Raw genomic sequence first — 23562 nt, 5'->3', positions numbered from 1 at the left:
GCCTGGTATTCAAAACGGTAAATCTTAAAATATATTATATTTTTTTTACGCTAGCTGTTCCTTGATCATCTCCTGGACAAGCTTGGGATTGGCCTTGCCTTTGGAAACTTTCATGGCTTGCCCCACAAGGAATCCCATGGATTTTTTATTTCCGTTTTTATAGTTGGTCACTGCAGACTCATTGTCAAAAATAATCTTGTCGACTATTTTTGCAAGCTCAGTTGTATCAGAGACCTGTCTGAAACCAAATTGATCAACAATCTGCTGAGGTGTTCCATCAGTATCAAAAAGTTTTTCCAGCACAGACTTGGCTGAATTTGAATTGATCTCATTTTTTTCAAGCATTTGGATCAGGCCTGCAAATCTTTCAGGCGTGACACTGGTATCTGCCAGGGTCTGTCCGTGGGCCTTTAATGCAGGAAGCAGCTGGGTTGCCATCCAACCGGCGGTCATGCGGGCAGGTGCGCCAAGAGTAACAACTGATTCAAAAAACTCGGAAATTCCCCGTTCGGAACTCATGAGTACTGCTTCGTCCCGGGTTAATGCATAGTCCTGGACAAACCTTTTTACCTTGTGGCCGGGCATCTCAGGAAGAAGGGCTTTTATCTTTTCAAGCCAGGAGTCGGTCAGGACTATCATCGGAACCGAAGGATCGGGAATGCATGGGCCTTCAAACTTGGCCCGCATGGCCGTGGTAACATGTTTTTCAGGGTCCCACAGCCGGGTGTGCAAAATAATGGGTTCATTGTTGTTGACAGCCTCGATCTGACGCTTGATCTCATAGGCAATGGCATCGCCCACATGGTGGATGGAATTCATGTTTTTAACTTCCACCTTGGTATTGAGCTGATCACTGCCTTCCGGCCGAATGGAAATATTTGCATCACACCGCATGGTTCCAGATTCCATGCTGCACTCGGCACAGCCCGTATACCGCACCTGGTTTCTTATGGCCTTTAAAAATTCCATGGCATCATAAGGGCTTTTAAGCTCGGGTTCAGTGACAACTTCGACAAGGGGTGTGCCTGCGCGGTTGAAATCCACCAGACTTATGGGAAGACGGCCTTCGGTTTCATGAACCAGTTTTGCCACATCTTCCTCCATATGAACATGGTGGAGCCGCAATTTTTTGGGATTACCCTGTTCGTCCTGAATTTCCACCCAGCCTTTTCTGGCAAGGGGCTTATGTGCCTGGGAAAGCTGAAAACCCTTGGGAAGATCAGGATAGTAATAGACTTTCTGATCAAAGGCACTTTCGCTCTGAATCTCACAATTAAGGGCAAGACAGGCAAGGGTCGCCTTTTCCAGTACTTCCCGGCTCAAAACCGGCAGGGCTCCCGGCAGCCAGAGGCATACAGGACAGACATTGGTGTTTGGATCATCACCCGGCGTATTGGCGCAGTCGCAAAATATTTTGGTGGCCGAATTCAGCTGTATATGGATTTCAAGACCTATTACTGCTTCATATTTCATGATTACATCCCTCCTGTATGGATATCGGATACGCGTCCTGCAAGGGCAAGCAATTTTGCGTCATCAAACCGTTTACCGATCAGCTGAAGGGCTGGCCGACCTCCGGCATCACCATTGACAGACCCTGGGATGCAAATCGACGGATTCCCGGTCAGGTTGGCAAGGAGGGTCAATGAAAAAGCATCATAAAACTCAGATACAATGTTTGGATTTTCAGGCGTTTGTCCAAATCTGCCCGACACGGGCAAAACAATCATGTCCACGGTTTCAAAGGCTTTTTCAACGGATTCAATTAGCCTGGCCCGGATGCGGCAGGCATCCAGAAATGCTGAATAGTTCTGATATTGAAAATATCCTCCCTGGAAAAGATAGGCTTTGACCAGCGGGCCAAAGGATTCGCCCCTGGAATGAATGTACATATCATTCCAGTTTTTTACCGACGTTCCTGTTCTGTGGCCGTACCTGACACTGTCAAACCTGCCGGCACTGGACGATGCTTCCACTGTTCCGATCACGTTGTGAACTGTTCCGGCAAGAGAAAAATCCTTGATATCAACTGTCTTGCTCTTGACTCCTGCCGTGTCCAGTTTTTCAACTGCCTGTTCAAACTCTTTATTTTCATCCTGACCCATGGCCGTACTCCAGTCTAAGATCACACCCATGGTCATGGGACTGTCCTGAAATGCTTCAGGCTGACGAAATTGGGACAAGGCCTTCTCAATGCCGGCTTCATCCATGGACGGATCACGCTCATCAACTCCGGCCATGGTGCGGGCTGTTGTTGAAATCGTCTCAAGAGAATTTGAAAGTATGCCGCAGCTTTCCATTGAAGGAACAAGGCCTATAAGGCCGCAACGGGAAATAAGGCCGTAACTCGGCTTAAATCCAAAGCAACCTGATCTTAGCGCTGCTATTCTTGCTTCCCCGGTGGTGTCGGTCTTGAGTACGACATCACAAAGGTCGCTTTTTACGGCATCACCACCTGTATCCTTGTCAAGGCCCAGACCCAGTTCGCCCATGGCGGTTCTACCTTTAAGGTATGCGCCTGCATCGCGCAAGCGTGCTATAAGCGTAGCGTCTTCAAGGGCCACATAATTTTCAAGGGCCATGGATTGGGCATCCGTGGGCCAGTTTTCTACGGATATGTTGGACTCAACCGCCACGCGGGTATCAGCCATAGGGCCATCCGCCGCTGGCAGGGTTGAGGTATTTATATAGGTAAAGATCTTAGATTCCATTAAAAATCCTTTTGTGTTTCCCAATTTTTATATAACGGCCATGACAGATCACTCTGCCACAACAAATAATGAAAGATATTTAATTTCAGCAGGTTAAAAGGTCTTTCATATAAACTGCCAAGGGCAGACGTGGTGTTTTACCTTGGTTTGCCAGCAGCAGTTACTCAAGTATGCTTGCAACCCTGAAATAATCTCCCTTTACAGAAGGTGCATTTTTTAACAGCGCCCCGGTTTCAACGAATGAAGATCGAGTTGCTGAACTGCCCTTTCTGAAACAATTTTGCCCCCGGACAACCGAGATGGCAGGCTCGTATTCCTGTGCAATGCCAAAGACAGCTTGAGCCATTTTCACTGCATCGTCAAGCGCGCTTTCAATCATGGGACGTTCATTGTCCTCAAAACCGATCCTGGAAACCCATGAAAGGTAGTCAATGGTATCCTGCTCCTGATCGGAACCCGGCAATGATTCTGCTTTTCCAAGATCCAGCAGGCCCAGTTCAGCCAGCTGCTCATGAGCCACCAGGGATGGTGCCTGGGTCAGGGGACAAAAAGCGCTTCTGTTCTTGGGAAAGGCCGTTACTTCCCGTATGGATGGGGTTTTCATAATCATTGCCACCACCCGGTCCATACCAAGGGCAAGTCCGCCATGGGGCGGTGGACCAAAATCAAGGGCCCGGAGAAAAAACCCGAATTTTTCTTCTGCCTCACTCGGTGAAAGTCCCAGGGCTGCAAAAACCTTCTGCTGGGTAGCCGGATCATGGATACGGATACTGCCGCCGCCCAATTCCTCACCATTGACAACAATATCATAGGAACGGGATAAAAGAGATAGCAAGTCTTCCTGGTCAGCGGGATCAAAATCAATTCGATCCGGTGCGGTAAACGGATGATGGCTGGAGGTGACTCCCTCTTCCGTGGGCTCAAACAATGGGAAATCCGTAACCCAGACAGGTACGAATTTATCTTTGGGAATCATATCAAGGCGATCCGCAACATGGAGCCTGAGACGCCCAAGAGCCGAATTGACAAGTTCCAGAGAAGGATCTGCTATGATGAGAATCACGTCTCCATCCGAGGCATTAAATCGCTTGATTATGGTTTGTTGTTCTTCTTTGCTGAAAAACTGAACAATATTGGAATCAAGCTGATCTCCAGTCACCCGCATCCAGGTCATGCCTTTGGCACCAAAGCCTGGAACTATCTGTTTTGCGTATTCATTCTGGAGAACATTTTTGCTCAGGCTCTCAGAGGCCTGTTTGACGTTAATTCCCTTGATCACCCCGCCCCGCTGAAGGATCTGTTTGAAGATGCTGTAGCGTGTCTGTGTAAAGATATCGGTTGCCTCGACAAAATACATTTCAAACCGCAGGTCAGGCCGGTCTGATCCGGTTTTGTCCATGGCTTCCTGCCAGGTCATGTGGGGAAACGGCCTTGGAAGATTTGTTCCACCGATTTCAAACATCCGGCACAACAATTCTTCTATAAGATTAAAAATAAACTCTTCATCAATAAAAGATGCTTCAAGGTCCAGCTGGGTAAACTCGGGCTGGCGATTGGATCGCAGGTCTTCATCTCTGAAGCACCGGGTGATCTGGTAGTATCGCTCAAAGCCAGCCACCATGAGCAGCTGCTTGAACAGCTGCGGGGACTGCGGCAGGGCATAAAAATGCTTTGGATTAACTCTGCTGGGAACCAGATAATCCCTTGCGCCTTCCGGCGTACTCCGGGTCAGGATCGGTGTTTCAACCTCGATAAACTCATTTTGGTCCAGAAACTCACGAACACAGGCGTTGATTTTGTGCCGTTTGATGAGAAACTGCTGCATACCAGGACGTCTAAGATCCAGATAGCGGTACTGAAGCCTTAAATCTTCGGATACCGGCTCGCGGCTTATGGTTTCATTTGTGCTGCCCATCATGGCTTTTTCAGAAATGGGAAACGGAAGGTTGTCTGACCGGCTAAGGATTGTCATATCGGTTACGATGATTTCAATGTCTCCGGTCTCAATATTTGGATTTTCCGTTCCCTCTGCCCGTTTTACGATTCTGCCAAAAACAGTAATGCAATATTCACTTCTAAGGGATGTGGATTGCCGGCAAATTTCTTCCGGGGTAAATTCAGGGCTGAAAACCAGTTGCACAATCCCGCTTTTGTCCCGGAGATGGACAAAAAGTACTTCCCCGTGGTCCCGAAGCGCATCAACCCAGCCTGCAAGATGAACGGTTTTATCGATATCGGCCGACCCCAGTCGGCCGCAATTGGATCTGTCATTGTACTGCATAACGCAAGATTCCTTTTCCTATGGGAGTAACTGCCACTATATTCCCGATTGCTATAGAAAAGAATTTAATTTTTGTAAAGAGAAAAGAAAAAAAAAGGCGGAACAGATATCAATATCCGCCCCGCCTCTTAAGTGTTTTAGATCAGAAGTTATGCTTTTTTAAAGATATAATTAAGCTGACCGTTTGACAGTACATTTGTGACCGTAGTCATCTCCATACCGATTTTTACTTCATCGTCTGGGATGGAGCTGTCTAATCTGCCAAAGACCTTGTAATCGCCATAGTCAAGAAGTGCGATTGAATAGGGGACATCAGCCTCAAAACCAATGGGTGCAAATTCCAGTTTGCTGTAAGTACGCAAAATGCCTTTTCCTTGAACATCAAACCAGTCCATTTCTCTTGAAAGGCACTTGGCACAGTCTGCTCTGGGAGGAAAATACTTTTCTCCGCATCCTTTGCAGCAGGTTCCGCTTACTTTACCTTCTTCAAGTTTGGTTACAAAATCGTTCACCTTTGTTATGGAGGTAAAACTAACCGTTCCAAATTTTTTAAATCTATCGTCTACTTCTCTTTTTCCCATTTCTTACCTCCCAAAAATGGTGACATTACCATACAGGCCTACGCCACCAATGTTATGGACCAATCCGAATTCAGGATCTTTTACCTGCATTTCGCCTGCTTCGCCTCTCAGCTGAAGAACTATAGTTCTTATTTGTGATCCGCCTGTGGCTCCGATGGGATGTCCTTTTGAGAGCAGTCCGCCGTCTACGTTAACAGGGATGCTTCCCTCTTTGTAGGTTTCCTTGCTCTTGATCAGGTCTTTTCCCTCTCCAGGTTTTGCAAAACCAAGATTTTCATAGGCCATCATCTCTGCAATGGTAAAACAGTCATGAACTTCTGCAACATCAATATGCTGAGGTGTGATACCTGCCATTTTGTATGCTTCGGCACCTGCCATTTCACCGGCTGTAAGGCCTGAAAAAACGTCTCTTCCGGCAAGATTTACCGTAGTGGATGCAGCACCGATACCCCTGATCCATACAGGTTTTTTAGCGAACTGCTTTGTTTTTTCCTCATTTGCCAGGATAATACATGAGCTGCCGTCAGCGTTTGCACAACAATCTCCTACCCGAAGAGGGCTTGCAACTGGATTTGACATGGGGCTTTTGGGATCTTTGAACATTTCAAATGTTACGGGCTTGCGATATACTGCCCGGTCATTAATTTGTCCATATGTAGATGATTTAACTCTGATAAGTGCCAGATCATCAGGCGTAGTACCATATTTTGCCATATGTCCCTGGGCATACATGGCATAATAAGCGGGCATCATTGTCCCAAACGGGCTTTCCCACTGAATATCAGCTCCACGTCCCATTCTTTCCTGTGATTCGGCTGATGTGATTTCCGACATCTTCTGGAAACCAACAACTGCAACAACATCATGAAGACCGGATTCAATGAGAGAATAAGCAACTTTTACGCCCGTGCTGCTTGAAGAACAAAGAGTTTCCACATAAAATGTTGGCTGAGGGGTCAGACCCAGATATTCTGCCATTACGCCTGCAGCTGAACGTTGTTTATCATATTCCGGAGAAGAACAGACAACAGAAGCAGCTATATCTGTTGTTTTAATATTCGCATCCTTTAAAGCGTCACTGAAACCTTCAAAAGCCAGTTCTTTGATCGAACCAGGGTAGCCTCGAACAAAGGAACTTTGGCCTACTCCAATAACTCCTACTTTACCCATACGTAACCTCCTAAAATGTATTGGAAATTTTACAGCCTTTGCCGGAATCCAAAATTCGGATTTGTTATCAATGCTTTGCAAACTAACAGTTGCAAGCTAACAAGCAAATAGCCGCAATTAAATTAAGCAATCTTAAATGGTAAACGAGTATATGGCATGGAAACTTATGGGTCAAGCTAAAAGGGAAATTGATTGATATTCATTTAATATGCTCAGTTCAATAACTGATCATATTAAATGTTTTTTTATATCCAAGCCCCTCCTACTTTAATTAATCATAACTTATTGGGGTTTCTCCATCCGACATGGCAGGCTCTATCAATGTCTTCCATACAGGGTACTCACATGTTCCAAGATGAGTGTGCATATATGATCCAAAAAATCATGCCATTTTAGCATTGGTTGATATAAATTCGTTCAAGTCTGAATCCAGTATGTTTTTGAGTTCAATAAAATTATCTTCCCTGGTTTCCGTAAACAAAAACCCAAAGACAGGATACTTTTTATAATCAATTTTTCTTAATTCCAAGGGATTTTCAAAATTTGAAACCAGCTTGTCATAATCAAACGATGAGATATCTTCCACGTCTATGCCCGTGGAATTATCCAATACAACAACACTGAATAGTTTGCCTTCTTTTCCTTTGAGAACCTCATGCCAATCCGGTTTTTTTTGCTGATAATAATAAAGGTAAGGATTAAATCCATAGGCCAGAAAGGATAAATCAGCAGTGGTACACCAGCCGCCAAACCGCATGGGATTGACCTCAATGGGCAATAAGGTTCCATTTGTTTGCCGTCTAAGTTCAATATGTACAGGAAAATTTTTTACCCCGGCAAGCTTGCCTATTTTCCCGGCAAAATCCGTAAATTCTTCAAGATTATTTTCAATAATCACTTTGGATGAACTGTAAACCCTGTCACTGACATCTGTGTCCGAAGCAAACGTATGGTTGAGGATGCCTAAAATGACCGGTTCACCAATTGAATTATAATAAGCGTCAACAGCAAACTCATCGCCGTCAATACATTGTTCAATAATAAAAGAGCGTGTACTTAACACCTGTTGAGGATATAAATCTTTGATTTGCTCTATTTGTACAAAAATAGACTCAATCGTATCACCCCACTGCGCATAATTTGAAACCTTGTACACCCCCATGCTGAAAAAACCGACACTGGGCTTGATAATAAAGGGCAAGGGAAGTTGATCAAACCGGATTTTCTTCAAATCTTCAATCAAAACCTCTTTAAAATAAAAATCAGGAAAGATTGACCGGGTCAGCTCTCTAAATTTCACTTTGTCTTTAAACAAGGCTATTTTTTGGGGCAGACAATTGAATTTTAAATGCTTGGATATCCAACCTATTGAATTTTCAGATGTGGTATAAATGATAGTATCGTCCTTGTCTTGGACTATTTTAACAGCCTCATCCTCACTGATCAATTTTGTCTGGCCATACAGATCTAACTGTTTTGCCATATCCGTAGCAACCACAGGAATGGCATTGTCCCTGAGGGTTGTTTTAAAAAACTCAGAGATATAGGGTTTGTCTACAAAAAACATATTTTTTGATCCATTATTATCAATAATTATTAAAGTGATAAAAAATTACGACGTCCGGCTATCCAGAATTTCCAAAATCTTTTTACATTTATGTTCCGCCCTTATTTTCATATCTTTTGCCTGTTTCAGGGTTTTATCTTTAAAACTTTTATCCATTATGTCCGGAAGGTTAATCACAACATTTTGATAAGCCCCCAGGATGCCTGTTTTTAAAGCCATTGCCCCGACTTGAACATCTGATTTTGATGCCATATTGCCATACCTGGCTGTCTCGATCATGGCTTCCCAGGCAGCGTCGGCAATCTTCATTGTTGTAAAAGGAACCTCTACGGCTGTTTTCAGACCCTGTTGCAGTGTTTCAAGTTTAAAATCCTTTTGCGCCCGGGTCTCTTCAGGAAGGCCAAGGGCTTGCACATACTCTTTAAAAGCATGGGTGTCGTCATCAATCAAGGGAATCAGGGCTTTGGCCGCATGGTGAAGAGGAGGAATCAGGTCTCGCATTTTTATATCAAGGTGTTCAAATTTTCGAACCCCCAGGGTCAACTTTGCCACCATGGAACCAAGAGCAACACCCATGGCGGCAACAGTGGCCGCAACAGAACCGCCGCCCGGAGCCGAACTTCTTGAAGCAACCTCTTCAATAAATTTTCTCACTGTCAAGCCTGCCAGAGGCTCATTTTTTTCTTCGGCAATGATATATTCGATAATCTTTTCTTTTGGGTTGAACAGGGCCACAGAATTCAGGCCCAGACGCTCAATGGCAAGTCTTACTTTCTGATCTTCCTCTAATACAAAAAGATGTTCTTTTTCAATATAATACTCAGCCGCCATGAGAATGGCTTCCAAAGGAACCAGGCCAACGATCTCAGACCCTGCAACGGCAATATTGAGCTTGTCTGCATCTTTTTTAACTTCTTCAAACAACAGATGAGGCGGTGTAACGTTATAATTGTCCAGGTTTACCGTAACCTGGGCAAGATTATAGTCGTCCACATACCATCCCATGCCTTTGACGGCCTTAAGCCTTCCGGGTTTATCTTTACCCCGGCCGGCTTCCCGCAGATTCAAAGCAATTCGGTGGGCCTGGTTGGGCGTGGAAAGAAGGTTGACGTTATAGGCAATCAAAAAAAACCTTGCCCCGGTGACCGTTGCCCCCCACCCGGGTATAAATTTGGCAGGCCCGAAATCCGGTTTCCACTCTTTTGTGATAATTTTATCTTTTAACCCTTCATACTGACCGTCTCTGATCTGGGAAAGTTTTTTACGATACTCAAGACTTGCTGATTCCTCATACAGATAAACGGGAATGCCCATATTTTCTGCCAACCGCCTGCCGAATTCTTTGGAAATATCAACACACTCCTCCATGGTAACATTGGCGACAGGAACAAACGGACACACATCCAAGGCACCCAGACGGTGGTGTTCTCCTTGATGGGTCTGCATGTCGATTTTTTGTCTTGCCACAACAGCCGCACTCAAGGCTCCTTCCACAACCGCTTCAGGAGACCCCACAAAAGTATAAACCGTTCGATTGGTAGAGTTTCCGGCATCAATATCCAGAAGGCGGCAGCCTTTGGTCTGTAGGATGGCATCGGCTATGGCATTTATAGTTTTTTTATTTCTGCCCTCACTGAAATTAGGCACACACTCCACTATTTTTTTCATACCTGAACATTTCCTTTACCGTGATTGACAATATTGACAATAAAAACTTAGTATTTAATAAAACCCAAAAATATTCTGGCTGATACCTGTAATCAAACCATTTAACGGTTAAGCTATTATACCTATCATTGTGATAGGATTATTTACCTATTATGAGTTAATTAAATTTGCAGTTCCAAGAATTATTTTGTCGATCATTATTAGCATAAAGCAAACAACCCGGCACTATATATAAAATCAAATTTATAATTTTCATTTAAAAAACAGTTTAAAATTTATCTTGCCAGGCAAAACATGAAAATCAAAAGCTTCATATAGCAAGCTACTTTTTCAGATCATTGAAGGCCTTCCATACGACGACTCTGTTGCGACCCAGAGATTTAGCTTCATAAAGAGCCTGATCTGCACAATCCAACGATCTTGAGACATTCTGATCGTATTCATCAACCAAAGCAATTCCTATACTGCAGGTTACCTGAACCGTCTGGCCATCAGGGGCGATAAATTTTTCATTTTCAATGCGCTGCCTCATTCGTTCCGCAAATTCTTCCGCACCTGCAAGCCCGGTGCTGCTCAGCCCGATACAAAATTCCTCACCCCCATACCGGCCTGAGATATCCGTATTCCTGGTATGGATCTGAATATTCTTGCCTGTCCTGGCCAAAACCTCATCACCAAAGAGATGACCGTAGGTATCATTTACATGTTTAAAATGATCAAGATCAATCATCAGCACTGAAAACGGCTGTCCATAACGGACCGCCCGGCTCACTTCCATTGTAAATCGCTCAAAAAAATAACGCCGGTTATAAAGCCCTGTCAAATCATCTATCCTGGCAAGCTTCTCAAGCTGTTTGCGCTGTTCTTCAAGCTGTTGCATCAAAGATGCTTTTTCCAGTGCATAGGTTATGGCACGACGAAGGTGAGACGGCTCCATGGCCTCTTTGACAATATAATCGGCAAACCCTGCTTTCATAGCCTCCACAGCTATAAATTCATTCCCCATTCCCGTCAGCATGATCATTGGCTGACAGCAGCCAGCCTCTTTCATGGCCTGAAAAACATCAATCCCCGTATGACTGCCGAGCAGATAATCAATAAAAACCAGGTCGGCTGACTGGCTGGAAAGGACGGCCTGATCTTTTATCGAGGTTGACAAACTCGTGAATTCCACGCTCATATCGGGAATATCAGCTATGTTCCTGCGCAACAATTCAATATCTGCCGGATCATCATCAATGACCAGCAACTTCAATGTTTGTTCGCCCATTGAATTATTCACCCCGCTTTGGCAATACAACCACCTGGAACCAATAATTTTCCAAAGCATGAATGAGATCAATAAATTTCGTAAAATCAACCGGTTTGGTTATAAAAGATTTAACCCCCAAATCATAGCTGCGAAGGATGTCTTCTTCCTGGCTTGAAGTGGTAAGGACAACAATTGCCAGGTGGGGCAGGTCTTTCCGCGTCTTGATTTCGGCCAAAACCCTTCGTCCGTCAATTTTAGGCATATTCAGATCCAGCAGGAAAAGATCCGGCCATGGTGATGTTTCAGGATCTGTATATTTGCCGCGCCGGAAAAGATAGTCAATGGCTTCTTCTCCATCCTGGACAATATGGAGTTCATTTTTAATTTTCCCCTCTGCCAGAGCGCGCCGAGTTAATTCCTGGTCCCCTAGATCATCTTCCGCCAACAGTATTACAGCAGGTCTTTCCATCCTCTATCTCCTGATTCCATCTTCATTATGATCATAAAAAATTTTTAACACGGCTTTTTATTAAGCCTTTTTCAAAGTAAAAACAAACAGACTGCCTTTTCCCGGCTCGGATTTTACACTAATTTTACTGCCATGACGTTCTGCAATTTTCTGGCAGATGGCGAGTCCGATACCGGAACCGTCATATTCACTTCTTCCATGCAAGCGTTTAAAGGGCTGAAAAATCTGCGTCTGATATTCCGGTCTGATACCGATACCATTATCCCTAACCCCTAATTCGACACCATATCCAGTGATTTCTGCCGTAAGGCGTATCTTGGGCTGGGTCCCCTGGGTGAACTTTACGGCATTGCCGATAAGATTCTGGTAAAGCTGTGTAATCAAAGCCCTGTCTCCGATAACCAAAGGAAACTCTTTCCGGTCTATATGTGCATGAGTTTTTTCCAAACGAGTTGAAAGTGCATACAAAGCATCATCAATACATTTGTCCAAATTGATCTTCTCAATATTCATATCCTTTCGTCCTGAACGGGAAAAAGCCAGCAGATCCTGTATCAATTTTTGCATCCTGGATGCAGCATCTGAAATAAAGTCAAGATCTTTTTCAACGTTTTCCGGCAGGTCCTCCCCCAAATCCTTTTTCAGAAGACTGGAAAAAGCGGTCAGCTTGCGCAACGGTTCCTGTAAATCATGGCTGGCAATATAGGTAAAATCATCCAGTTCCTCATTCCGCCGGGTTAAATCTTTCATTAATTCCTTCAATTTTTTCTCACCCTTTTTGCGGACCTTTATCTCTTCTTCAAGATGCTTTGTTCTTAATGTAACCTGTTTTTTCAAGGACAGGGACCATAACAGCAGTATTCCGCAAAGAGCTATAATACCAGCAACCCAGCCTATAAGAGATTTCAGGATTTGACCCATGGAAATCTCAACAGGGTCATAAGCACCGAACCATTTTTCATATATCGTGCGGTATTGACCTGTTTCCTTAACAATTAGAAGACCCTGGGTCAATTGTTCTGAAAGAACCTGATTGCCATGTTTTACAGCAAAGCTGAAAGGTCTTTTATAAGCTTCCATAACCATTGGTGATATTTCAATCTTTTTTAAATCCATCTTTTTGAGAAATATAAGTCCGACCAATTTTGGTATAAGCGCAACATCCCCCTTCCCGGATGACAATTTTTCAAGAGTCTCTGGAATACTGTTAGTCAGAATCAGCCGGTCCGGTGATATAGAATCAATGGATTGCAGGTAATTATGGGCCTGGTCCTGTTTCATCACAAAAATGGTCTTGCCATAAAGGTCTTCCATGGATTCTATTTTTTGCTCACCCTCTCTTGTAAAAAAAGCATCAAAGGCAATGGTATGCGGAACTGAAAAATCGAAATATACATCCCGATCCTTGGAATAAGCCATCATGGGCAAAAGGTCAACTTTCCCGGCTTTAAGGCTCTCCACGGCTTTATTCCAATCATCAACCCGGATGTCAAGCGCCAGGTCAATTGCCTGTGTAACCGCTTTTATCAGATCAACGCTGAAACCGTCCGGTTCTCCTTGTTTGTTTACAAAGGTATAAGGATAATAATTATCAACAATAATGGTACTCAACCGTTTGGATTGAATGCCGGCATCGGACACCCAGCCATAGAGGTGTGCAGGGGAAACGAAAATCATAAAACACATCACCAAAGGAACTAAGGATATCTTCCGGAAAGGATGCAAACAAGAAGAGACGGATATATCAACAAGAAACACTATAGATTTCCTTAAAATAAGAGTTTATGCGTTATATCATTCCATACTGTGACTGTAAACTAACAATTTCCGCCTTTCTTCGGTTGGTAATAATAATCTTTGAAAAACCGCTTGCGTGATGCCAACATGGGAACACCGGCATTTTCATGCCATCAAAAGACTGCATCACACTGGAAACACTTCAATTATCCGGTTTGCGATTATTGATTCGTGTCTGCAGGCTTCCTCTACGGTATCAGGAGCATGCAAGAATCCGCCTTTTTTGTATTCCCAGCCCCAAATCTCATACCGAATCTTATGCTTTAAGCTGTACATGCGATTTATGGCATTTGCTCCTTCAAGAATATACATATCCAGCTTAAAAAGTGGAGGAAAACGCATTGTTGAGGCGATTCGCGGTATCCAACCGTCGTACAGTCTAAAAATATCACTAAAGGTCAGGCGAACTTTCCATCTTTCAGAAATAACCAATCCGCTTTCCTTTATTCTTTGCTCAATAAAAACATTTTTTCCTGTAATATAAGCCTCTGACTTTAGAAGGCAAAAAGTCTTCTGTATATTTTCCACTTGTTGATCCATTTTACAAATAAAATTATGGACCGTTGTCCATTATTCACTAATAACGCCCATGGCAGATTGACCTGCCACAACAAAAAACAAAACAAATCTTATTCCAACAGGTTAAAAATTATTTGATCATATAAATTAAAAGACATTGACTATATCATAACCACTTATCAACAGTCAATTTTCACTGTCTTCAGTTGTTTGACGAGGCTCAAAAGTTGTTTGACGAGGCTCAAACAAGAGCCTCATCTGATTTTATTTTAAATTTTATTTTTCAGGGACGGAAACCGGGACGCATCGGTATGGGGGTAAAATTTGGCACCGGAAAACATGTTCATGAATTCCTGGTTGACGTTCAGTTCAATATAGGTGATAGACTGCCTGATGGTCATGATCCTTTCAAAGGCGTCCGGGTCTTGTAATAAAACCTTTGCCCCGCCAAGAGAGCTGTTGCCCAGGACTTCGAATGTTGAGATGGGAATATCCGGAAGCATGCCGATGGAAATGGCGGACACAGGATTGATAAAAGACCCGAATGTTCCTGCCACATAAAACTTTTGCAACTTTTCAAACTCAAGCCCTGCCGTATTCTTCACGATCACTTCCAATATGGTGTACATGGCTGCCTTGGAGCTGGTCAAAGAGTTCAAATCCACCTGGCTTAAGCAGATGGGTTTCCCGGTTCCGGAATGGCTTTCATCCACAAGGACAAACTCCATGATTCCTTCTCGTTCAAACAGCCTGTCACCACAGACCTGTTTGGAAAACTTGCCCCGAATATCAATGCGTTTGGATAAAAACAGGCTTGCTGCCAGATCAATCATGCCGGACCCGCAGATACCTATGGGTTTTTGATCCTCTATGGTATGTATTTTCAGGTCAGAAGAATCCGGATCAATCCAGACCCGATCTATGACACCGGGTTTTGCCGTCATGCCCATTTTACTGACCCCGCCTTCAAGAGCAGGTCCTGCAGCACCGGCACAGGCAATAAGCCAGTCACGGTTTCCCACAACTATTTCCGCATTGGTTCCCACATCCACCATTAGACAGGGTTCTTCTTTTTTATCCAGTTCCGAATAAAGAATACCGGCAATCAGATCTCCGCCAAAATAGGAACCTATATTGGGAAACAAAAATGCCGCCCCTCTGTCATTGATATCCAGTTTCAAATTTCCCGCCGGCTGGGTATCCGGGATATTCACACAGGGAATATAGGGTTCCTTGATGATCTCAAAAGATTCAATCCCTAAAAACAGATGGGTCATGGCGGTGTTACCGGCTCCGGTAACCAGATAGACGTCTTCTTTACTGCAGCCGTTCTCTTCACACAGGGCCGCTATATTATGATTCACGGCCTCTATCACCAGGCGGTTCAATTCATCCAGCCCGCCTGGCTGATTGGCATAATGAATCCTTGCCAGGACATCCGGCCCGATGCCTGCCTGGGGGTTATCAAACCCCTGTTCTCCGATCTGCTGTCCTGTTTCAAGATCTATCAGCGACATCACAATTCTGGTGGTGCCGATATCAATGGCTGTTCCCAGAACCGGGTTGTCATACCCGGGATTCAAAAGATCCAGCAGTATCCAGGAGTGCCGGTTTTTAAACAGAACAGCCTTTGCCTGAAAGCCCCAGGATCTTAAATTTGAAGGCAGGTGTTTTAGCACATGTAACGGAATCAGAATCTGATCCGCCTCCAGCTCATCCATAAGACTTTTTTCCAGTCTCTGGGCATCTGCCGTGTTATCATTTAAACTCGGGCGTTCAACCAAAACGGTGCGAACAAAACCTTTTTTCTTCATAATTTGCGCAACCTTTCCAGACGCGCCTTTACTTTTGGAAAATAATTGAGTTCCGTATGGGGAAGGAACAATGCGCCCATATAATGATCCATGTACGAAGTAGTTGAAGCCAGTTCAAAGTTTGTCATCATATTGACCACATTTGCCACATCACGTCGAAGAGCATTGGTCAAGGAATTGATCTTGCAGCCCAAAAGGGAACCATTGCCCAGATAAGTCACTTTTTCAGGTTCAATTTCAGGCAGCAGCCCAATGGTAATGGCACTTTCCAGATCCACATAACTGCCAAACCCGCCAGCAAGAATAACCCTTTCCAGATCATGGATTGTCAGCCCTATCTCTTCAAGCAGTGTCAATGTCGCGCTGTACATGGCCCCCTTGGCCCTGATCAGGTTGTCCAGATCAGGTTCTGTAATGGTAATATCCCGGTCGATCTGGGTATTTTCCTTGTACACCAGAACATACTCCCAGATATCATCGGTCTTTCGAATTCTCGGTATATCCAGATTCCGGTTGAATTTTCCCCTGGAGTCTATGACGCCTGTTTCCAGAAGTTTTGCTGCAAGTATGATCAGGCCGGAACCGCAGATTCCCTTTGCCTTTTTGTTGCCGACGGTTATGATCATTGGTTCATAGGTTTCCGGATCAATGGAAAAATCCTCAATGGCCCCTTTGGATGCCCGCATGCCGAATTTTACGCCGCCACCTTCAAAAGCAGGACCGGCTGAGGCTGCTGCACAGACCATCCAGTCCTTATGGCCGATGACGATTTCCGCATTGGTCCCGATATCCATGTACAAGGTCAGCTCACTGGACCGATACATGCCCGAGGCCATGACACCGGCAATAATATCACCGCCCACATAGCTTGAGACTCCGGGATATATCAAAGCAACGGTATGGTCTGCCAGGGCTATGCCAATCTCACTTGCATGGAACGGCGGATACATGACCGATGTCGGCACATAGGGATCCCGACGAATATAGCTGGGATTGATTTTCAGCAGCAGCTGGGTCATGGTGGAGTTTCCGGCCAGGGTAATGGTGGTCACCTCATGCCGACCGATACCGGCTTTTTTAACAATTTTATCAAGGATCGTATTAATGGTTTCAATAACTTTTTGATGAAGGATTTCAAGCCCGTCACCCTTTTCGGTAAAAATAATCCGGGAAATCACATCTTCCCCATAGCTGATCTGGCTGTTGAATTCACCGTGCTGGGAAAGTACCTCTCCTGTCTGCAGATCAAGGGCCTGTCCAAAAACAGTGGTGGTTCCGATATCAACGGCAATGGCAAAATTCCTGTCAGTGGTATCAAAAGGTTCAATATTGACAATTTCATTTTTGCCGTCTTCCCTTACAGGCCTCATGATCGTTACCGTGACCTTGAATTCTCCTTCCCGGATAATATCGGCTATTTTTCTGATCAACGCCAAATTCATGGTCAGGCGGTGTTCATCGTGTTTTAAACGAAGATGATTGATAAGCCTTGCCACATCAGCCTGGTTGTCTTCAGCGGTTGCAGGTTCCAGTTCAAGATAAATCTTTTCCACCGGCGGAATAAACAAGCCGTCCTGCCGCAGTTCATCCACATTTGCATATACGGCTTTTGCCGTATGACGGCTGCCGGTCATTTGATTCAAACGGCTGGTGTCAATCTCGGATTCAATGGGAATTCTCACCACAATATCAGAGGCGATCTGGGACATACAGGCCAGTCGATACCCTTTGTCCTGGTCTTCAGCGGAAAGTTGTTCTGAAATACCGCCTTCCACATTACCCTCTTCTATCAATACCCTGCATTTACCACAGACACCGCCACCGCCACATGAGGCGTTGATGTGAACGCCGGCCTCCATTGCAGCCCGGATCAGGCTCTCATTATCATCAACCTCAACGCTTACATTATGAGGCAAAAATTTTACTGAATATGTCATTATATTACATCCTTTTTTGAATGTGTTTGTTGAATTTAAAAAATTGAAAAGAAGTATAAACATTCTCTCACTGATTTGGCAAGTTAACACAATCTTTATTTTTAGTACAATTATACAAGGACTTTTGGATTCCCATTGAATTTTTCACTTTTTTATGGAATTATTAGGGGGTTACCACTAAAAACCGTCTAGTAAATATAATAGATTCATCAAAAGGGGAGCCGGATGAAAAAAATTGATGAAGCCAGATTAAAAAATATTGTCGGGGAACGCAACATTAAAACCGACCCTTGTGACCTGTATGTGTACGGATCTGACTCTTCTGTTCATCATGCACTGCCCTGGGCCGTTGTCAGACCGCAGACAACCGCACAGGTACAGGAAATTATGAGATATGCCAATGAAAATATAATCCCGGTTATTGCAAGGGGCGGCGGTTCGGGAATGTGCGGCCAGACCGTTCCGATCCAGGGGGGAATAGTCCTTGACATGAAGGGAATGAACAAAATTCTTGAAATCAACCCCCAAGATGTCTACTGCCGGGTTCAACCGGGTGTTGTGGATGATGATCTCAACCTTGCTCTGAAGCCTTACGGGGTCTTTTACCCCCCGACACCTGCGTCCAGCAGGATTGCCACCATTGGCGGTGAAATTGCAAATAATGCCAGCGGTGTGAGGTCAGTAAAATACGGTGCAACACGAGATGCCGTTCTTGGCATGAAAGTTGTGATGGCAAACGGCGAACTGGTCACTCTTGGCTCCCATACACGGGTTGAAGCTTCCGGCTACCAGATTCACAAACTCATGGTGGGGTCTGAAGGCACCCTAGGGATTGTGGTGGAGGCAACCTTGAGCTTTGTTCCCCTGCCTGAGTTCAGGTGCATGGGGGTGGCCAATTTTGACTCTCTCAAAGACGCCGGAGAAGCCATCGGGTCGATCATGGCCTCCGGGGCTATTCCGTCAATGCTTGAACTTGTGGACTCGGTTGCCATCAAAGCTGTAAACAAGACCATGAATCTGGGTCTCAAAGAGGTTGCAGCTGCATTGATTTTTGAAGCAGACGGCATGGTAAAAGAAGCTGTGGATTATGAAATCAACAACATGAGAACCATCTGTGAACGACACAACGGCCAGGACATTTATTCAAGCTATGACCCAAAAGAACGGGAAAAAATATTCCTGGGCCGCAAAAAACTGTTTCCCGCTCTCTCAAAGTATGACGACAATCTTGCCAGCACAGCCCTTGCCGACGACATGGCTGTGCCCTACTCGAAAATGGCGCAAATGGCTGAAAAAATCCATGAAATAGCCGACAAAAATAATATTATCATGACTGCTTACGGTCATTGCGGTTCAGGATGCATGCACACCAAAATCCTTATGGACACAAAACGAAAAGACCAGTGGGCATCTGCAAAAAAAGCCATCTCTGAGGTCTATGACTATGTCCGGTCGGTTAACGGGACCACCAGTGCAGAACACGGCATCGGGCTGTCCAAGGCCCAAGCCTTTAAACTTGAGAAATCAGACTCTTTAACGCTTCTGGCCTGCATAAAAAAAGCACTGGACCCCAATAATATTTTAAACCCGGGAAAACTCATGCAGGCCCCTGAAAACTGGGTGACCGCCACCAACTTGAGATATTCCGTGAACTGCTAAATCAAAAGGCGATTGAAATGGAAAATAAAACAAAAAAATTCAAGCATCTTGAAAAATGGCACGCTACACTGGCAAATTGTATCCGGTGCGGATATTGTTATGAACATTGCCCCATGTTCAAGCATACCGGCTGGGAATCCGACGCACCCAGGGCAAAAATAATAACTGCTTTCGGCCTGTTGTCAGGAGAGGTTGAATTGTCAGAATCCGCTGCGAATAAAATGTTTTCATGCTTTTTTTGCGGACGGTGCGAAGCGGCATGTTCATCAGGCGTTACCTTAACCCAAATTTTTACGGATGCCAGAAAAGACCTTGTTGAAATGAACTTCAAAGGGCCCGGCACAACCTCGACAACCAAATTAAATTGTGCCCGCTGCCTTATCTGCGTAAAGGCCTGCCCCCATGAAGCCAGGTTTTTTGACGGAAACGCGATTGTCACGGACCCGTCAAAATGCCAGTCATGCGGCATCTGTATTGAAGTTTGTCCAGCAGGGGCAGCCGATATTGAAAAACATTTTGGAACCGCTAAAATTGAGCTGATTGAAAAGGCCTCTAATTTTTTAACAAGTCATGACTCTGCCAAGGCTATTATTTTTGCCTGCAACTGGTCCTATTACCCGGAGCTTCAGGCATCCATACTCCCGGAATCAGAAATAAAAGATAAAGAGTATGAAATCCTGGTGAACATGTGTGGCGGACGCCTTGAAGCCCATATGTTGATGGCACCCTTTCTTCAAAATGCCTGGGGAGTGATGGCAGCCTGCTGCACAGACAACGAGTGTCGCCATGACGGCAACCTGAGAGCCAAAAAAACAGTTGAAAGCCTTCGCAACACATTCAAAAGCATTGATATTAATCCGGAACGAATTCAGCTTGTCCAGATCCCACCGGGAGACAAGGCATTATTCCAGGCGCAGATTGATACATTTGTTTCAGATCTCAATAAAATGGGTCCCATCCGCTAAAGGGTGGTGTTATGAATAGAGCAAGTGATGTTATGAACAAAGGAATGCTGTTATGAAAATTGATGTTCCCTATGGGAGAAAAGGCTCCATGCCGGTCCGGATAAGTGATGACATCAAGGTCGATTTTCTTGAAGCCAATGATGTCAAAATCGGTGATGAAGAGCAAACCATAAAAAATGGCATTCATACACCGATCAACAGCAAAACCTTTAAGGAATTTTTAAGTGACGCAAAAAAGGTGCTGGTTATTGTCAACGATGCCACACGACCCACTCCCACCCAAAAAATCCTTGAATTTATTTATGATGACTTAAAACAGACAAATTTTAATTTCATCATTGCCACCGGTGCCCACAGGGGACCGTCAGATGAAGAGTATCTTCAGATTTTCGGCTACTACTATGAAAAGATAAAAAACCGGATTATTGTGCATGATGCAAGGGCTAAAGAAGACATGGTGTTTTTGGGAACCTCCACCAATGGGACGCCGATGTGTGTCAACAAGGCCGGGGTTGAGGCGGATAAGATCATTATCATATCCTCTGTGGAACCCCATTATTTTGCCGGATATACAGGTGGGCGCAAATCCTATCTGCCCGGAATTGCCGGATATGACACTATAGAGCAAAACCATAAACTTGCGCTTTCTCCGGCAGCAAAGGCATTGTCCCTTGAAGGCAACCCTGTACATGAAGATATGATGGATGCCATTAAAACCGTTAAACAGGAAATTTTTTCCATCATGACGGTCCTGGATAAATACCATAAGGTATATGGAGCCTGCTGCGGCCATATCAATGACTCTTTTCATGCTGCCATTGACCTTGCCAACGAGGTGTTTGCAGCCCCTTTAAAAGAAAAAGCCGACATTGTCGTATCCGTGGTGAAATTTCCCCAGGATATTGACCTGTACCAGGCCCAGAAAGGCATTGATAATGCAAAACTCGCCCTGAAAGACGACGGAATCATGATACTTGTGGCAAAATGCAGGTGCGGTATCGGCGGCAAGGCCTTTGCAGATCTTTTAGGTTCAAGCAGCACACCCAAAAAAGCCCTTGAAACCATTGAAAAAGGATATGTCTTAGGGTATCACAAAGCGGCAAAAATGGCTGAAATAGGGCTTTGGGCACAGATGTGGGGGGTAACGGATGTGGAGCCTCAGGTCATCTCCAAGCTGTTTATCAAGCCGTTCAGTGATCTTCAGACGGCCATTGACAAGGCCCTTGAAGAAAAAGGCCAGGATGCCCGTGTCCTGTTTTTAATGGATGGCGGACTTACAGTTCCTTTAATAAAATAAAAAAAAGATCAAATAAAAAAGGGATCTTTTCCTTGGATCAGATCCCTTTTTTTTCAAAACACGCTATTTATAAGATCTTAAAGATCTTTAATTGCTTCGGCAAGCTCGGGCATAAACTCAAGAATATCTTCTACAATACCGACATCAGCCACCTGGAAAATTGGGGCTTTGGGATTCTTGTTAACTGCAACGATGAATGGATTGCCTTTGACACCGCCCATATGCTGAAAAGAGCCGGAAATTCCCATAGCCATGTACACCTTGGGCTTAACAGTCTGGCCGGATGTTCCAACCTGACGTGATTTTTCCAGCCATTTGGCATCAACAATGGGTCTTGAACAGGATACAACAGCTTTCATTGCTTCGGCCAGTTCCTGGGCAATTTCAATATTGTCTTCATCTTCAATACCACGGCCAATGGATACCAGTACATCGGATTTTGTGATATCAACATCACCCACTTCAGCTTCAACAATTTCAAGGAATTTTCTTTTTGCGGAAAGATCTCCTGCATCAGCGGATTTATCCGTAACTGACCCACCTGCACCACCTTCAACCGGAGCAAAAGATCCTGGCCTGATAGTCATAACAGCCCCGGAAGAGATATCAACGGTCACATGGGTGTAAACAGCTCCGCCCAGTTCCTGACGAATTGTTTTCAAGGTGCTTCCTTCTATTCCCTCAAAATCAACGATATCTGCGGCATACGCTGAATCCATTTTTACGGAAAGACCGGGAGCAAGATCCATTCCAAAAGTATCATGACCCACAAGAATAACTGCATCAGCAGGAAGAACATTCACAAGGGCTTTTCTGACAACTTCAGCATTTGGATAAGCAAGATCTGCGTTATCAATTTTAATAACTTCAGAATAAACAGCGGTCATGTCATTGGCCACTTTATCAAGATCCGCACCGGAACCTGTCACAACTGCGGTCAGGGATGCACTTTCATCAATTTTTTTGGCAACTGAAGGGAACTCTAATGCCACATCTTCGGCAGCACCGTTTTTAAATGGAATATATGCAAAAATCTTTGTCATGATTAGAGCCCTCCTTTTGCTTTAAGCTTCTCAATCAGCTTTTCAATGATCTCACCTGTAGAGCCTTCAAGCATCTCAGCACCATCACCCATATCGGGCACAAAATAATCTACTCTTTTGGTTTTTGCACCTGCATCACCCACACTGCCGGCATCAATACCAAGATCGCCCGCACCCTTTACAGGGATATCAACACTGGCAACTTTTCTGATACCGCGGATACCAACATAACGGGGCTCATTAATACCAGTCTGGATAGAAACAACACATGGAAGCTGTACTTCATTCATTTCCTGGTTGCCACCCTCAATTTCTCTGCCCACTATGATTTTGCCATCTCCTGGTTCGATTTTATTTACCAGTGATGCATAAGGCATATCCAGCATTGCAGCCAGCATTCCACCTACCTGACCTGCCCCTTCATCTGCCTGGGCACCGGTCATGATCAGATCATAGCTGCCTTTTTCAATTTCCGCCTTAAGTATGGTAGCAATGCCCTTGCCATCAGATGCTACAAATGCATCATCGGAAAGAAGGATACCATTATTTGCACCCATTGCCATTTCACGTCTCAACACTTCTTCCGACTCATCATCACCCACAGCGATAACCGTTACACTTCCACCAACGTTATCTACAATCTGGATTGCTTCTTCAACCGCATAATTATCCCATTCGTTCACTGAATAAACCAAGTCGTCTCGATCAAGATCATTTCCGGCACTGTTGAGTTCAAACTCATTCTCAGCAGTATCAGGCACTCTCTTGACACATACTAAAATTTCCATTCTTGTCTCCTTTAAATCAATAGTCTGTTACCGATTATAAGATT

The 23562-nt window shown here is 44.5% G+C and carries 18 protein-coding genes; 3 read left to right on the top strand and 15 right to left on the bottom strand.

Annotated features, from left to right (window positions below):
* Positions 1–45: 45 nt before the first annotated feature.
* The 13 genes from gatB to TOL2_RS06135 all read right to left on the bottom strand — a co-directional run bounded on the left by gatB (position 46) and on the right by TOL2_RS06135 (position 17766).
* Entirely contained in the window at positions 46–1473 is a 1428-nt protein-coding gene (gatB, locus tag TOL2_RS06195; RefSeq protein WP_014956657.1) for an Asp-tRNA(Asn)/Glu-tRNA(Gln) amidotransferase subunit GatB, read from the bottom strand.
* 2 nt (positions 1474–1475) lie between these two features.
* Positions 1476–2711 (bottom strand): amidase family protein, encoded by a 1236-nt coding sequence (locus TOL2_RS06190; RefSeq protein WP_014956656.1) that lies wholly within the window; start codon positions 2709–2711, stop codon positions 1476–1478.
* Positions 2712–2871: 160 nt separating this feature from the next.
* Positions 2872–4992: an aspartate--tRNA ligase gene (gene aspS / locus TOL2_RS06185; protein ID WP_014956655.1), complete on the bottom strand. Its 2121-nt coding sequence runs from the start codon at positions 4990–4992 to the stop codon at positions 2872–2874.
* 149 nt (positions 4993–5141) lie between these two features.
* Positions 5142–5573, bottom strand: a complete 432-nt coding sequence (locus tag TOL2_RS06180; protein WP_014956654.1) for a Zn-ribbon domain-containing OB-fold protein — start codon at positions 5571–5573, stop codon at positions 5142–5144.
* Between the two features lie 3 nt (positions 5574–5576).
* Positions 5577–6743, bottom strand: coding sequence for a thiolase C-terminal domain-containing protein (locus TOL2_RS06175; RefSeq protein ID WP_014956653.1), 1167 nt, complete (start codon positions 6741–6743; stop codon positions 5577–5579).
* A gap of 382 nt (positions 6744–7125) precedes the next feature.
* Positions 7126–8310 carry an ATP-grasp domain-containing protein gene (locus TOL2_RS06170; protein WP_014956652.1) on the bottom strand — a complete coding sequence of 395 codons (1185 nt, stop codon included), beginning with the start codon at positions 8308–8310 and terminating at the stop codon, positions 7126–7128.
* A gap of 45 nt (positions 8311–8355) precedes the next feature.
* Entirely contained in the window at positions 8356–9978 is a 1623-nt protein-coding gene (gene ftcD, locus TOL2_RS06165) for a glutamate formimidoyltransferase (protein ID WP_014956651.1), read from the bottom strand.
* A 322-nt stretch (positions 9979–10300) separates the two neighbouring features.
* Positions 10301–11248: a GGDEF domain-containing response regulator gene (locus TOL2_RS06160; RefSeq protein ID WP_014956650.1), complete on the bottom strand. Its 948-nt coding sequence runs from the start codon at positions 11246–11248 to the stop codon at positions 10301–10303.
* A gap of 4 nt (positions 11249–11252) precedes the next feature.
* Positions 11253–11699, bottom strand: a complete 447-nt coding sequence (locus TOL2_RS06155; protein WP_014956649.1) for a response regulator — start codon at positions 11697–11699, stop codon at positions 11253–11255.
* Positions 11700–11759: 60 nt separating this feature from the next.
* The gene (locus TOL2_RS23485) at positions 11760–13376 is read right to left on the bottom strand and encodes a transporter substrate-binding domain-containing protein (RefSeq protein WP_014956648.1); all 1617 of its coding nucleotides are present in this window, start codon (positions 13374–13376) and stop codon (positions 11760–11762) included.
* A 246-nt stretch (positions 13377–13622) separates the two neighbouring features.
* On the bottom strand, positions 13623–13928 hold the full coding sequence (locus TOL2_RS06145) for a hypothetical protein (protein WP_148278067.1): 306 nt from the start codon (positions 13926–13928) through the stop codon (positions 13623–13625).
* Positions 13929–14284: 356 nt separating this feature from the next.
* Complete coding sequence (locus tag TOL2_RS06140; protein ID WP_014956647.1) at positions 14285–15829, bottom strand: ASKHA domain-containing protein; 1545 nt, start codon at positions 15827–15829, stop codon at positions 14285–14287.
* Positions 15826–17766 (bottom strand): ASKHA domain-containing protein, encoded by a 1941-nt coding sequence (locus tag TOL2_RS06135; protein WP_014956646.1) that lies wholly within the window; start codon positions 17764–17766, stop codon positions 15826–15828. Before TOL2_RS06135 ends, TOL2_RS06140 begins: the two co-directional genes overlap by 4 nt.
* 225 nt (positions 17767–17991) lie before the next feature.
* On the opposite strand from TOL2_RS06135, the gene TOL2_RS06130 reads away from it, so the two are divergent.
* The 3 genes from TOL2_RS06130 to TOL2_RS06120 are packed head-to-tail and all read left to right on the top strand — an operon-like array spanning position 17992 to position 21687.
* The gene (locus tag TOL2_RS06130) at positions 17992–19425 is read left to right on the top strand and encodes an FAD-binding oxidoreductase (protein WP_014956645.1); all 1434 of its coding nucleotides are present in this window, start codon (positions 17992–17994) and stop codon (positions 19423–19425) included.
* A gap of 17 nt (positions 19426–19442) precedes the next feature.
* Entirely contained in the window at positions 19443–20390 is a 948-nt protein-coding gene (locus tag TOL2_RS06125) for a hydrogenase iron-sulfur subunit (protein WP_014956644.1), read from the top strand.
* A gap of 52 nt (positions 20391–20442) precedes the next feature.
* A complete protein-coding gene (locus TOL2_RS06120; protein ID WP_014956643.1) occupies positions 20443–21687 on the top strand; it encodes a nickel-dependent lactate racemase family protein in 1245 nt (414 codons plus the stop codon).
* A gap of 77 nt (positions 21688–21764) precedes the next feature.
* Here TOL2_RS06120 and TOL2_RS06115 read toward each other — a convergent pair whose 3' ends face one another.
* Together TOL2_RS06115 and TOL2_RS06110 are read right to left on the bottom strand one after the other, a co-directional pair.
* Complete coding sequence (locus tag TOL2_RS06115; protein WP_014956642.1) at positions 21765–22730, bottom strand: electron transfer flavoprotein subunit alpha/FixB family protein; 966 nt, start codon at positions 22728–22730, stop codon at positions 21765–21767.
* Between the two features lie 2 nt (positions 22731–22732).
* Entirely contained in the window at positions 22733–23518 is a 786-nt protein-coding gene (locus TOL2_RS06110) for an electron transfer flavoprotein subunit beta/FixA family protein (RefSeq protein ID WP_014956641.1), read from the bottom strand.
* Positions 23519–23562: the final 44 nt, after the last annotated feature.

It is taken from the genome of Desulfobacula toluolica Tol2 (genome assembly GCF_000307105.1).
Classification (GTDB): Bacteria; Desulfobacterota; Desulfobacteria; order Desulfobacterales; family Desulfobacteraceae; genus Desulfobacula; species Desulfobacula toluolica.
This window is presented reverse-complemented; position numbering and strand designations above follow the sequence as displayed.

Excerpts from the sequence above, each read along its gene's own strand:
- gatB (WP_014956657.1), bottom strand. The coding sequence starts at position 1,473 with ATGAAATATGAAGCAGTAATAGGTCTTGAAATCCATATACAGCTGAAT.
- TOL2_RS06190 (WP_014956656.1), bottom strand. The coding sequence starts at position 2,711 with ATGGAATCTAAGATCTTTACCTATATAAATACCTCAACCCTGCCAGCG.
- aspS (WP_014956655.1), bottom strand. The coding sequence starts at position 4,992 with ATGCAGTACAATGACAGATCCAATTGCGGCCGACTGGGGTCGGCCGAT.
- TOL2_RS06180 (WP_014956654.1), bottom strand. The coding sequence starts at position 5,573 with ATGGGAAAAAGAGAAGTAGACGATAGATTTAAAAAATTTGGAACGGTT.
- TOL2_RS06175 (WP_014956653.1), bottom strand. The coding sequence starts at position 6,743 with ATGGGTAAAGTAGGAGTTATTGGAGTAGGCCAAAGTTCCTTTGTTCGA.
- TOL2_RS06170 (WP_014956652.1), bottom strand. The coding sequence starts at position 8,310 with ATGTTTTTTGTAGACAAACCCTATATCTCTGAGTTTTTTAAAACAACC.
- ftcD (WP_014956651.1), bottom strand. The coding sequence starts at position 9,978 with ATGAAAAAAATAGTGGAGTGTGTGCCTAATTTCAGTGAGGGCAGAAAT.
- TOL2_RS06160 (WP_014956650.1), bottom strand. The coding sequence starts at position 11,248 with ATGGGCGAACAAACATTGAAGTTGCTGGTCATTGATGATGATCCGGCA.
- TOL2_RS06155 (WP_014956649.1), bottom strand. The coding sequence starts at position 11,699 with ATGGAAAGACCTGCTGTAATACTGTTGGCGGAAGATGATCTAGGGGAC.
- TOL2_RS23485 (WP_014956648.1), bottom strand. The coding sequence starts at position 13,376 with ATGATTTTCGTTTCCCCTGCACACCTCTATGGCTGGGTGTCCGATGCC.
- TOL2_RS06140 (WP_014956647.1), bottom strand. The coding sequence starts at position 15,829 with ATGAAGAAAAAAGGTTTTGTTCGCACCGTTTTGGTTGAACGCCCGAGT.
- TOL2_RS06135 (WP_014956646.1), bottom strand. The coding sequence starts at position 17,766 with ATGACATATTCAGTAAAATTTTTGCCTCATAATGTAAGCGTTGAGGTT.
- TOL2_RS06130 (WP_014956645.1), top strand. The coding sequence starts at position 17,992 with ATGAAAAAAATTGATGAAGCCAGATTAAAAAATATTGTCGGGGAACGC.
- TOL2_RS06125 (WP_014956644.1), top strand. The coding sequence starts at position 19,443 with ATGGAAAATAAAACAAAAAAATTCAAGCATCTTGAAAAATGGCACGCT.
- TOL2_RS06120 (WP_014956643.1), top strand. The coding sequence starts at position 20,443 with ATGAAAATTGATGTTCCCTATGGGAGAAAAGGCTCCATGCCGGTCCGG.
- TOL2_RS06115 (WP_014956642.1), bottom strand. The coding sequence starts at position 22,730 with ATGACAAAGATTTTTGCATATATTCCATTTAAAAACGGTGCTGCCGAA.
- TOL2_RS06110 (WP_014956641.1), bottom strand. The coding sequence starts at position 23,518 with ATGGAAATTTTAGTATGTGTCAAGAGAGTGCCTGATACTGCTGAGAAT.